Genomic DNA, 13,834 nt, shown 5'->3' with positions numbered 1-13,834 from the left:
GTCTGTAGTGAAGTTTGAGTTGAAAACAGAAGCGTTGACAGCTGGTCGTCCAAAAACAACTTCATTTGTATTGGTAGATCCACTTCCAACTGGCTATCAGTTTGATTTGGAAGCAACCAAGGCTGCAAGCAAAGGTTTTGAAACAAGCTATGACAAAGCTAGTCACACTGTAACCTTTAAGGCTACTGATGAGACATTGGCAACATACAATGCTGATTTAACTAAACCTGTTGAAACTCTTTATCCAACGGTTGTTGGTCGTGTCTTGAATGATGGGGCAACTTATACAAATAACTTTACATTGACAGTTAACGATGCCTACGGTGTTAAGTCAAATATTGTTCGTGTAACGACTCCAGGTAAACCAAATGATCCTGACAATCCAAATAACAACTACATCAAGCCTTTGAAAGTTAACAAGAACAAGCAAGGTGTGAATATTGATGGCAAAGAAGTTCTAGCTGGTTCAACGAACTACTATGAACTCACATGGGATTTGGACCAATACAAGGGAGATAAATCTTCTAAAGAAGCGATTCAAAATGGTTTCTACTATGTGGATGATTATCCAGAAGAAGCCTTAACCCTTCAACCAGAATTGGTTAAGATCCGTGATCTAGAGGGCAATCTTGTACTAGGTATCAGTGTTCAACAATATGATAGTTTAGAAGCTGCTCCTAAGAAGATTCAAGAGCTGTTGAAGAAAGCCAACATCACTGTTAAAGGTGCTTTCCAACTCTTCTCAGCTGATAATCCAGCTGAATTCTACAAGAACTATGTGGCAGCAGGAAAATCATTGCTCATCACAGATCCGATGACAGTTAAACCTGAATTTGGTCAAACGGGTGGTAAGTATGAAAACAAAGCCTACCAAATTGATTTTGGAAATGGCTATGTTACAGAAGTAGTTGTCAACAACGTACCAAAAATCACACCTAAAAAAGATGTGACAATCAGTATGGATCCAAGCAGTGACAATATCGATGGCCAAACAATTCCATTGAACCAGTACTTCAATTATCGTTTAATTGGTGGTTTGATTCCACAAAATCATTCTGAGGACTTGAGTGACTATAGTTTTGTAGATGATTATGACCAAAAAGGTGATCAATACACTGGAAACTATAAAGTTCTTGCCAAGGTTGATATCCGATTGAAAGACGGTCGTGTTATCAAGGCAGGGACAGACTTAACCGCTGAAACACAGGTTGAACATGACCAAGATAAAGGAATGATTACCATTCGCTTCAAGGAAGAATTCCTTCAAGAGATTCAGTTGGATTCTCCATTCCAGGCTGAGACTTATATTCAAATGAAACGAATTGCTGTCGGAACCTTTGAAAATACCTATGTAAATACTGTGAACAAAGTTGCTTACGCCTCAAATACAGTTCGTACGACAACGCCAGAACCTAAGAAACCAGAGGAGCCAACAACTCCTAATTCTAATCCAAATCCAAAAGGGAACCCTACTCTACCTCAAACAGGTACAAATGATTCAAGCTACATGCCATATCTTGGTCTGGCAGCTTTAGTAGGAGTTTTAGGACTTGGTCAATTGAAACGTAAAGAAGACGAAAGCAACTAAGCTCTAAAAGTTAAATAGAAAAGAGGAACTCTGTTTCCTCTTTTTTATAGTCCGAAATTAAAAACGCTTCCTATTGATTTTTACTCATAAAATCAACTAATTTATGTTAAAATGGTAGTAGAAAGTTGAGATTATGAGTTATTTTAAAAAATATAAATTTGATAAGTCACAGTTCAAACTTGGTATGCGGACTTTCAAAACGGGGATCGCCGTTTTTCTAGTTCTTTTGATTTTTGGCTTTTTTGGCTGGAAGGGTCTTCAAATCGGTGCTCTGACAGCGGTTTTTAGTCTGAGGGAGAGTTTTGATAAGAGCGTCCATTTTGGAACTTCACGTATTCTAGGAAATAGTATCGGTGGCTTCTACGCCCTTATCTTTTTTCTCTTAAATACCCTATTTCATGAAGCCTTTTGGGTGACCTTGGTGGTTGTTCCAATATGCACTATGTTAACCATTATGACAAATGTGGCCATGAATAATAAATCGGGGGTTATTGGTGGTGTAGCAGCTATGTTAATCATTACCCTATCAATACCGAGCGGTGAAACAATTTTGTACGTGTTTGCGCGCGTATCGGAAACTTTTATGGGAGTTTTTGTCGCAATTCTCGTAAATTATGATATTGATCGTATTCATCTCTTTTTAGAGAAAAAAAAAATAATGTTACATTTTGTGACATTATTAATTGACGTTTGTCTTTTTTTAGACTATAATAGACAGAAAGAAGGAAAATGTAAATGAAGGAAAAAGAATTTCGCCGAAATATGGCTGTTTTTCCTATCGGCAGTGTTATGAAGTTGACCGATCTCTCGGCGCGTCAGATTCGTTATTACGAGGATCAAGAGTTGATTAAACCTGATCGAAACGAAGGAAACCGTCGCATGTATTCGTTGAATGATATGGATCGTCTGCTTGAAATCAAAGATTATATCTCTGAAGGCTACAATATCGCTGCTATTAAGAAAAAATATGCTGAACGTGAGGCGAAGTCCAAGAAAGTGGTGAGTCAGACGGAGGTGCGTCGCGCACTTCATAATGAACTCCTCCAGCAGGGACGCTTTGCTTCAGCACATTCACCTTTTGGTCGCGGTTAGGCAATCGCAAGTAGTCATATATTAAGGAGAAAAAACATGCCAATCACAGCTGCAGATATTCGTCGTGAAGTCAAGGAAAAAAATGTTACCTTTATTCGTCTCATGTTCTCAGATATTTTGGGAACAATGAAAAACGTCGAAATTCCTGCTACAGATGAACAGTTAGATAAAGTCTTGTCAAACAAGGCTATGTTTGATGGATCTTCTATTGAAGGTTTTGTACGTATCAATGAGTCAGATATGTACTTGTACCCAGACTTGGATACATGGACAGTCTTCCCTTGGGGAGATGAAAACGGAAGTGTTGCAGGTTTGATCTGTGATGTCTATACAACAGAAGGTAAACCATTTGCAGGTGACCCTCGTGGCAATTTGAAACGTGCTCTTCGCCATATGGAAGAAGTAGGATTCAAATCCTTCAATCTTGGACCAGAGCCAGAATTCTTCCTATTTAAACTGGATGAAAATGGGGATCCGACTCTTGAGGTAAATGACAAGGGTGGCTACTTTGATTTGGCACCTACAGACCTTGCGGACAATACACGTCGTGAAATCGTTAATGTCTTGACCAAAATGGGATTTGAAGTAGAAGCAAGTCACCACGAGGTTGCGGTTGGACAACATGAAATTGACTTCAAGTATGATGAAGTCCTCCGTGCCTGTGACAAGATTCAAATCTTTAAACTCGTTGTTAAAACTATTGCTCGCAAACATGGTTTGTACGCAACCTTTATGGCAAAACCAAAATTTGGTATCGCTGGATCAGGTATGCACTGTAATATGTCCTTGTTTGATGCAGAAGGAAATAATGCCTTCTTTGATCCAAATGATCCAAAAGGAATGCAGTTGTCAGAAACGGCCTACCATTTCCTTGGTGGTTTGATCAAGCATGCCTACAACTATACTGCCATCATGAACCCAACGGTTAACTCATACAAACGTTTGGTTCCAGGTTATGAAGCGCCTGTTTACATTGCTTGGGCTGGTCGTAACCGTTCGCCACTTGTGCGCGTACCAGCTTCACGTGGTATGGGAACTCGTCTTGAGTTGCGTTCAGTGGACCCAATGGCAAACCCATACATCGCTATGGCGGTTCTTTTGGAAGTTGGTTTGCATGGTATTGAAAACAAAATCGAAGCACCAGCTCCTATCGAAGAAAATATCTACATCATGACAGCGGAAGAGCGTAAGGAAGCTGGCATTACAGACCTTCCATCAACTCTTCACAACGCCTTGAAAGCTTTGACTGAGGATGAAGTGGTCAAGGCAGCCCTAGGTGAACACATCTACACTAGTTTCCTTGAAGCCAAACGTATCGAGTGGGCTAGCTATGCAACCTTTGTGTCACAATGGGAAGTTGATAATTATCTTGATTTGTATTAAGAACATAAAAAAGATTGTCTGATTGGGCAATCTTTTTTATTATTGCAAATTTTTAAATGTATTTCGTTGCTGTTTTTAGTATAGTTATTATATAGAAAAATAGAAAACAAGAAAGAGTTAATTATGCATTAAAAAGAAATAATATTCTGAAAATAATTAGAAAATAACGTCCAATCATTTTCATTATACCTATTTAATGCAGTAGTGTGGCGGGTTTAGCGTGAGAAAGAAAAAGTTTACAATTTGACAACATATTTCTTGAAATACTCATTAGTAAATGATAAAATGTTTTTTGGAATGGATGAGTTTCGGAGGGTTCATAAATTATTTACTATATTATTTACTCAAGCTGTACTCGCCATATTTCATCAAAAAGGAAAGGAGATTCTATGCAAAAAGATAAGTGGTGGCTTCCGTTTTTAGCAGTGGGAGTCATCATCGGATTGTCGGTGGGTTTGATTTATTATACTAGACCCGCTAAGGACGGAGAAGTAGGGACTTCATCAGTTTCGCAATCAACTTCAAGTGCTGAGAACAATACTGCCTTGAGTCTAAAAGGTCAACAACTTCCAGAATTTAAAATGACTTCTCAAGACGATAAAGTGGTTGCTAGTTCAGAACTGTATGATAAACCTATGTTAATTGTCGAATGGGCTAGTTGGTGTCCTCATTGTCAGAAACAACTACCCATTGTTCAGCAGATGTATGAAAAGTATGGTGAACAGATCAATTTTGTTTTACTAAATATGAACGAACCTGGTAAAGAAACGAAGGAGAGTGCTGATCGATACATTAAGGAAAAAGGATATACTTTCCCTTATTACTATGATGAAGATCAATCAGCGGCAGATCTATTACAGGTTCAGACCATACCAAGTATGTATTTTGTAACCAAAAAGCAAGAAGTAAAAAATGTATTGATTAATCATTCCGATGCGGAAAGCTTTTCTAAAGAGTTGCAAACATTACTCAACTAACATATATCTACTATAGAAAAGGGGGAAGAAGAAATCACAATAGGATTTCAGAAATAGCAATGAGAGATTTCATTAAAAAGGTATCCATATTGTTTATCATTTTATTCTTATCTGTTCCATTAGCCTTAATGGGACAGCTACTTGGTAGCGCTGCAGCAAATGAAGGCGGTAGTACTATTGAAGTAGGTGGAAATACAAAGATAACACAAAATGGATGTTCCCGTAAAATTGAAAAAACGGAAAAAATTAGCTGGCGCCTGCCTAGAAAACCAGTGGATTTGGTAATTTTGCAGGATGCGAGTGGATCATTTAAGAACACCATTCCAAATGTCCAGAATGCTTTAAAAACTCTGACGACATTTGTGAAGGAAGAAGAGTATGATGAAAATAACCCACGTTTGGTTAAGACTAATAATCCAGATACGTCAGACCGGGTTATGATGGCAACCTTCCAAGGTGCAGATGGATACAACTACTACTACAATAACAATTTTACAGGCCGTAAAGATGTTTATGGTAGTTGGGGACCTGACTATGATTACAAATACAAGGCAAGTAACTTGTCTTCTAATCAAAATGATATCCATCAATTCATTGATAATATTAAGGTAGCAGGAGGAACCCCTACAGTTCCAGCTATTGACGATGTCATTGCTCAGTATAATCAAAGAAAAGGGAATATGGCTAACGGTCGTAAGACCATCTTCCTTTTGATTACGGATGGTGTTGCTAATGGGAAACGTGACCCTGATGGTAAGGTCCGTCTAGAGTACAGCGACTATCGTAATAATATTCTTACACGTGCTTGGAATTTTAATGAGCTAACTGAAGCATCCCAAAACGTTTTAGGGCGTGTGAAAGAGGTTAAGGAAGCATCTACAAGACTTAAAAATGTTGTTGGTTCTGAAGGAACAGTAGTAGTTGGTTTCTGGGAAGACGTATCAATCTTTGCAAACTCTAAAGCTCAGTATTATGACACATATAAAGAAGGTTATTCAAAATATTTTGATATTGGAGATAACCGAAGTGTCCAAGAGATTTTCCATGAAGCATTGGAGGGGATGGCTTCTCCAGCTAAAAATATCAATGGAAAAGATGTTTCCTTCTATGTTAATGAACAAAGCGATATCAATAAATTCTCAAGTCGAGTTCTAGAATCTGTTGGTGCTGCTCTGGTTAAAGAAGATATCAAAGGTGAGTTTGAAGTTACTCCAGGATATAAGGTAGATGCAGTTCGAATTAATGGTAAGAAGATTGTATCAAAGGTTACCGATTCGAAGAAAGAAATTCGTGGTAAGATTGTTCAAGAAGGAGACAAGGTTACAATCTCTGTTCCAGAGAGTGTCTTTAATCCAGGAAACAACAAGTTTGACTATGATTTGAGTAAGGAAGCACATGCTGAACAAGTTGATGAGGATGATGAGCAAGACCCTCCTGCAGACTACAAACCAGTTAAGGAGACAGTTCCAGTTCCTGAGTTGACTGGTAAATTTAAAGTTGGTGATTTTGCGACTGAAACAATCGGTGGTTCGAAAGAAACTGTAGAAGTTCAAAAACTTGAATACTGTTACCCAAGTGCCACCAAGAAAATTGCAGACCAAGATCAAAGCAATGATACTGGTACTATTGAAGATCCGCTTCAATTAACTAAAAAACCATCCTATGCAGCGAACTTGTCTGCCAAAGACGAAACATTTACTTATACAGTAGATTACAACTTCAACAACGCTCCATATGAGTTCAAGAAAAATGTTATGCTGACTGACCCTCTTGATTATCGTTTGGAAGTTGTAGGTCATCATGCTTCTGGACCACAAGGTCAAATCTTGACTCGTGTCGTGAAACAAAATGACGATCTCGGAAACGAACGTGATGTTGTTGTTGCTGATGTACCAAGTGTGAATGGTTATGAATACTTAGTGCTTCAAAAAGCAAAAATGACCATTACGGTTCGCTTGAAGGAGCAATATCGCAATAATCAAGCGAGCAAAGAATTCATGGCCCTTCTTCAGGATAATGATGGCTTCGGTTTGCTGAATCAGGGTAATATCATGTGGAATGGTGAGGATAATAATCCTGATCCAAGTAAACATGCTAAAACAGCTGACAAACCAAGTACAATTCGTCGCTCAAACCCAGTCTATGTTAAACCACCAGTTGATACCGAAATTACGAAGAAGGTCAATAATAAGGAACATGAAGATCTTAAGACAGAAGAAGAACTCTTCGAGTACAAAGTGACTGTTCCATGGCCAGGCATTGCAGATACATTCAGCCTTACGGATACAGTTGTTTCAGAGTTGGAAGTTCAGGCAGATAGCTTGAATGTAAAACTTGGTGAAAAAGATAATACTGAGTTGAAAACTGCTACAAAAGTTGAAGGTCAAACTGTTTCACTGACTCTTGATAAAACTCAACTTGAAAAAATCTCACGTAAGGTAACGCGTCGTAAAACTAAAGATGTTCAATACCTTGAATTGACCTTCAAGGCTAAGATTCGCCCCGGTGCTGACCTTTCTAAGTACAAGAAAGATGGTCAGGTTAAAGTGCCAAATACGGCAGATGTTGCCTTGAATGATATCAAGAAAACTTCTAACGAAGTAACGGTTACCCCACCAAAACCAAAAGAACCAACTATTGATAAGAAAATCAATGAAAACTTGGATAGCTTCCAAACGTTTGATGGGCAACCATACAACTACAACATTACAACAGCAGTACCAAGTGATGTTGCCAATTACAAGAAATTTGTGATTCGTGATACACTGGATGCTAATTTGGAACTTGCAGGCGACGTAAGTATTAAAGGTTCTGCAGCGGCCCTCTTTGATATCCACACCAATGGCCAAGAGATTACGGCAACGGTGAAGGATGGTCAGTTTGGTGAACTTGCAAAATACTCAACTGTTGAACTAGTCATTCCTGCAAAAGTTAAAAATGGTGTGACAGGTACAACCATTGAAAACAAGGCTTCTATTTCCTTTACAAATGAGAATAATGTAGAGAAAGAAGTTGAATCGAAACCTGTCACCGTAACGCCACCTCCTGTAACGAAGAAGATCAATGAAACCCTTGATCACTTAGATATCGCGACAGGTCAAGCGTATAACTACAACATTAAGACAAAACTTCCAACAGATATTACAGATTACAAGAAATTTGTGATTACAGATACACTTGAAGGAGATTTGTCAGTTATCAATGAAACTTCAAGCAAACCAGTTATCAAAGGAGCGGCTACAGCCTTCTTCGATGTAACAGTTGAGGGTCAAACCGTGACTGCAACGATGAAGGACTTTGCGAACGCTACAGACCTTGCTGGTCAAGAAGTGGAATTGATTATTCCAGCTAAGATCAATGATGGAGTGACTCGTATCAACATTCCAAATACTGCGAAGTTCAGCTTCACAGATAAGAACGATCATAGCGGAGAAAAAGAAACGAAACCTGTCACCGTAACCCCTCCTTCAGAACCAGGTGTTGATAAGAAAATCAACGAAACACTGACAGAGGCAACAATCGGTGCAGAAACCGACTTTACTTATAATATCAAAGCGAAATTGCCAAATGATATTACAACATACAAGTCCTTCGTTGTAACAGATACCTTGGATGAGAACTTGACTCCAGGTCAAGCTGAAATCAAGGGAGCGGCAGCGAAATTCTTCGATGTAACAGTTCAAGGTCAAACCGTGACTGCAACGATGAAAGATTTTGCGAATGCGGGTGACTACGGTAACCAAGAAGTAGAGCTCGTGATTCATGCCAAAGTGAAGAAAGGCTCAACTGTTCCATCTATTGAGAACAAAGCTAAGATTACTTACACCAACAAGAATGACCAACAAGGTGAGAAAGAAACCAAGCCGGTCACTGTTACACCACCACCAATCACGAAGAAGGTGAATGGTCAGGAACACGCAGATCTTGGTAAGTTATCAGAAATCTTTACTTATACGATTGACTCAACGGTTCCACACGTGGCAGATAGCTTCACCATTTCAGATGATATCGTCAAAGAATTGGCATTTGAAGGAGAAGCAACGGTCACTGTTGATGGCCAAGCTGTTCAAGACCTCACTGTAACAACAGAAGGTCAACGTTTGACGGTCACATTTGGTAAAGAGCAAGTGAAACAATATGCTGGTAAAGCTGTACAAGTTTCATTCAATGCCAAGATTAAAGACGGCATCACTTTCGATTCTCTCTTGACTGCTTATCCAAATGAAGCAAAAGACAAGCCAGTAGTACCAAATACTGCTAGCTACATCATTAATGACAATCCAGATTCTAAGAAAGAATCAAAACCAGTCACTGTCACTCCACCGCCAACAACAACTCCAGAGCTTAAGAAGGAAGTAAACGGAGCAGAACGTTACGATCTTGCAAAACGTAATGAAGAATTTACTTATACTTTGAAAACAACAATGCCTGCCAATGCAACTGTGTTTGAGATGACAGACGAGTTGAAAGAAGTTCTAGAATTTGTTGGTGAGAATGCTTCAGCTACTGTTAAACTTGATGGTGAGGATGCAGGATCTAAGGCGACAGTAACAATTTCTGGCCAAGTGATCAAAGTTGCCTTTACAGAAGCTTCTGTAAAAGCAGATGCTGGTAAGTCTATTGAAGTGAATTTCAAGGCTAAGATTAGAGATAATGCCAACTTGTCAGCTTATGTGACTAAAGATGGTAAGACTGAGATTCCAAACAAGGCTTCTTACGACATCGATCACAATCCGAAATATCACAAGGATTCAAATGAAGTCCCAGTAACTCCACCGACTCCAGAAGAGCCAGAAATCAAGAAAGATGTGAACGGCAAAGAAGCTGAAACTCTTGGCAAACGCGACCAAGTCTTCACTTACAACGTGAAAACAAGTGTAGCGCAAGATGCGACAGCCTTCTCAGTCACAGATACCCTAGTAGACGTTCTTGAATTCGCCGGAACTTCAAGTGCTAAATTGAATGGTCAAGCGCTTGACGCTAGCCAAATCAAGGTAGAAGGTCAAACCATTACCTTGACACTTACAGAAGAGCAAGTGAAAGCAAATGGCGGTCAAGCAGTTGAATTAACATTCGACGCTAAGATCAAAGCCGGCGCGAACTTGTCTGCTTATGTAACAGAAGATAAGTCAATCAAGGTTCCGAACAAGGCAGCTTACAAGGCAGATCTTCCAAACAAACCAGGCTTCATCAAGGATTCAAATGAAGTTCCAGTAACGCCACCGACTCCAGAAGAGCCAGAAATCAAGAAAGATGTCAACACGAAAGCTGAAGAAACACTCGCTGATCGTGATCAAGTCCTCACCTACAACGTGAAAACAAGTGTTCCAACAGATGCGACAGTCTTCAGTGTAAGTGATACACTTGAATCTGTTCTTGATTATGCAGGTTCAGCAAACGCGAGCTTGAATGGTCAAGCGCTTGACGCTGGCCAAATCAAGGTAGAGGGTCAAACCATTACCTTGACTCTTACAGAAGAACAAGTCAAAGCCAATGGTGGTCAAGCAGTTGAATTGAGCTTCACTGCGAAGATTAAAGCGGGAGCTGATTTGACTCCATATCTAACAGATCGTGGATTCACTGTTCCAAATACAGCTTCTTATGATGCGAAGTTCCCACACAAACCAGGGCTACACAAAGATTCGAATAAAGTTCCGGTAATCGTTCCAAAAGAACCAGAACCAGAAATTTCTAAGAAGATTAATCGTACCTTGGACCACTTGGATGTGGAATACGACGCACCATACATGTATAATGTCAATACCACTTTGCCAAAAGATATTGATAAGTACAAAGAGTTCACAGTCACAGATACACTCGAACCAGTCTTGGAAATCGCTGATACACCAGTAGCCTATGTAGATGGACGTGATGCAAATGGTGCCCTTGAAACAAGTGTTGAAGGAAATACAGTCACTGTGAAAGTGAAAGATTTCGCTCGATTGAAAGGTTTCAAAGAAATCCAATTGTATATTCCAGCTAAACTCAAAGCGAATAGCGATTTGAAAGCTTATAAGGACCAATTGGTACCAAACAAAGCAACTGTCAACTTCAAGGATGCCAATGGTCAATCTGGTAACAAGGAAACAAAACCAGTAACGGTGAAACCGCGTGACCCAGAAAAACCAACAGATCCAACACCAGGTGAACCAGCTAAGTCTGTTGGACCAGAAGATGGATCTAAACCTGATAAAGACTACCACTTGCCAAACGCTTTAGATACCTTCCGCTTCGATATCACTACACCGGTTCCAACAGATCCAGTAGATGAAAACGGAAATGCTAAGAAGGATCAATACGGTCGTCTTATCAAGACAGACTTGACTAGCTTTACAATCACGGATGAAATCAATTCAGTCTTGAAAGTCAACAAAGACCGAATCGCTCTTAAAGTTGAAAATACTCAGTTTGACAAGATCAAAGCAGCTCTTCAAGTCCAACTTGAACAGTCTGAAAAAGAACTCAAAGCTTTGACAGGCAAGTCAACAGAAGAGACTTCAACAGAGACTGGTAAGAAGGAAGAACTCAAGGCAGCGGAAGCTAAAGTAGCTGAATTGAAAGCGAAGTTGGAAGCAGCTAAAGCAACACAACCAGCTACTCCAGCAACAGCTGCTGAAGAAACAACTCCAGCTACATCTGATTCTTCTGCAACAGAAGATAAGAAACCTGCAACTAGCGAGCCAAGTCAAGATCTTGCAAGCTTGGAAGCAGAGTTGAAAGCAGCTGAAGAAAACTTGGCTAAACTTCAAGCACCAGCTGAGAAAGAATCAGAATTGGCACCAGCTGATAAAAAACAACAACAAGAGAAACTTGAAAATGAAATCAAGAAACTAAAAGAAGCTCAAACTAAGCTTCAAGCAGCTATTGATAAATTGAGTAAGGCTTCAAATGATCGTGGTGAATTAGTAGGTAAAGATTTAGAAGCAATTGCTACTGTTACTTACGATGAAACTAGCAATGTTGTGACTTTTGAAATCAGCGACAAGGATGTTCTTGAAGCCTTGAAGGGAAGTACCGTACGTCTTGTACTTTACACTAACTTCAAAGAAGGAACAGATTTTGCACAATTCGCTGCTGGTGTGCCTAATACAGCTACAGTAAGCTTTAACCATAATCCAAAGCCAAAAACTACCAACAAAGTTGTGGTGTTCCCACCAACACCACCAACACCAGAAAAACCACAAACTCCGCCACCAGGTGGAACCGTTCCTCCTGCAGAACCTAAGAAAACATTGCCAAATACAGGTTCTGAAGCTTCTTCAATCTTTGGAGTACTTGCTGCCCTAGCTCTAGGACTTGCTGGACTTCTAGTTTGGAAGCGTAAAGCTGAACGTTAGTATCATATAGTAAGAGGAGAGTAGAAAATTTTACTCTTCTCCTTACTGTATATTGAAAGTGTTAAGGAAAGAATAATGAGTAGAAAAAAATTATTAAAGTTAGGGATTTCAATACTTGCTTTAAATGCACTTGGAGTAGCTACTTATCATGTAGCTCCCGACTTGTATCAAATTCCAACAGTGCATGCGGAAGAGACACCAGCGGAAGATGAAGAAATTCCAGATGGACAAGAGCGAAATATTGCAAATACATTCAAAAGAATGCTTAATAGTATAGAATCTTCAATTAAGGATTTTACAGATAGTCCAGATGAGGAGAATAAAGAACTCCTAGAGGGTGACGTAGAAGAAGCAAAGAATTTTTTTGAAACTGCAAAGAAGGCAATGAAGAGTCCAGAAGGTCAAAAAAGTTTTGCGGTGCTTGAAGCTCGCTACAATTCTTTAAAAGCTAAGGCTGAGGCGCTTCTCACTGGGGGAGATTTAAAAGAAGAACATCAAGAAGTCACAACTACTGAGGAGATTCCTTACCCATCTCGGACAGAAAACAATGCAGACCTCGCTGAAGGTACTCGAAAGGTAAAACAAGCGGGAGAAAAAGGTCAGAAGAAAGTTGTTTGGGATGTTACTTTGGTAAATGGCGTTGAGAAAAAACGTGATAGAAAGAGCCAAACGGTAATTAAAGAACCAGTAGAAGAAATCATTGAAGTTGGAACTAAGAAAACAGCTGTAGAAACCAAAGAAACAGTGACTGTAGAGGAGAAAGTTGCTTTCAAAGAAGAAACGAAAGCAGACCCAGCACTAGATAAAGGTCAAACGCGTGTTGAAGAAGGTGAAGAAGGTATCGATGAAGTCACTTATGAAGTGACAAAAGTGGATGGTGTTGAAAAATCTCGTAAAGAAGTTTCACGCAAGACTAAGAAAGCTGCAAAAAACAAGGTTACTTATACCGGTTCAAAAGCAGTTGTGACCACTAAGGAAGTAACCAAAACTGAAGAAGTTGCCTTTCAGACTCGTGAGGTTGAAAATGCACTCTTAGCTGAAGGTGTTCGCCGAGTGAAAACAGCTGGCCAAAAAGGTGTTCGTACGATTGTTGAAACTGTCACTTACACAGACGGCGTTGAAACAGGTCGCGAGGTGAAATCCAACACAATCACAACTCCAGCAGTGGATGAGATTGTTGAAGTAGGAACTAAGAAAGTAGAAGCCCCAGTTGTAACCACTAAGGAAGAAACGAAGACAGAGGAGGTTACCTTCCAAACTAAGGAAGTAACCAATTCAGATCTTCCAGAAGGAACTCGTGTAGTGAAAACAGCTGGTGAAAATGGTGTTCGCACTATCGTTTACACAGTTACCTATACAGATGGAGTAGAAACAGGTCGTGTTGAGAAATCCAACACAATCACCACCCCAGCAGTAGATGAGATCGTTGAAGTAGGAACTAAGAAAGTAGAAGCCCC

At 39.7% G+C, this 13,834-nt stretch carries 7 protein-coding genes; all 7 read left to right on the top strand.

What is annotated here, in order from left to right:
* Positions 1–1,588: SspB-related isopeptide-forming adhesin (locus tag HMPREF1518_RS02655; protein ID WP_033583972.1), on the top strand; the 1,588-nt coding region annotated here is incomplete at its 5' end.
* A gap of 133 nt (positions 1,589–1,721) precedes the next feature.
* Entirely contained in the window at positions 1,722–2,327 is a 606-nt protein-coding gene (locus HMPREF1518_RS02650; RefSeq protein ID WP_033583969.1) for an FUSC family protein, read from the top strand.
* Positions 2,324–2,680, top strand: a complete 357-nt coding sequence (glnR, locus tag HMPREF1518_RS02645; RefSeq protein WP_000659550.1) for a transcriptional repressor GlnR — start codon at positions 2,324–2,326, stop codon at positions 2,678–2,680. Before HMPREF1518_RS02650 ends, glnR begins: the two co-directional genes overlap by 4 nt.
* 36 nt (positions 2,681–2,716) lie before the next feature.
* Complete coding sequence (gene glnA, locus HMPREF1518_RS02640; protein WP_001122897.1) at positions 2,717–4,063, top strand: type I glutamate--ammonia ligase; 1,347 nt, start codon at positions 2,717–2,719, stop codon at positions 4,061–4,063.
* Between the two features lie 389 nt (positions 4,064–4,452).
* On the top strand, positions 4,453–5,040 hold the full coding sequence (locus HMPREF1518_RS02635; protein WP_033583966.1) for a TlpA family protein disulfide reductase: 588 nt from the start codon (positions 4,453–4,455) through the stop codon (positions 5,038–5,040).
* 59 nt (positions 5,041–5,099) lie between these two features.
* Positions 5,100–12,377 (top strand): isopeptide-forming domain-containing fimbrial protein, encoded by a 7,278-nt coding sequence (locus HMPREF1518_RS02630; RefSeq protein WP_033583964.1) that lies wholly within the window; start codon positions 5,100–5,102, stop codon positions 12,375–12,377.
* A gap of 75 nt (positions 12,378–12,452) precedes the next feature.
* Positions 12,453–13,834 (top strand): G5 domain-containing protein (locus tag HMPREF1518_RS02625; RefSeq protein ID WP_033583963.1); only part of this gene is annotated, 1,382 nt, incomplete at its 3' end.

The organism is Streptococcus sp. SR1, assembly GCF_000526075.1.
Classification (GTDB): domain Bacteria; phylum Bacillota; class Bacilli; order Lactobacillales; family Streptococcaceae; genus Streptococcus; species Streptococcus halitosis.
This window is presented reverse-complemented; position numbering and strand designations above follow the sequence as displayed.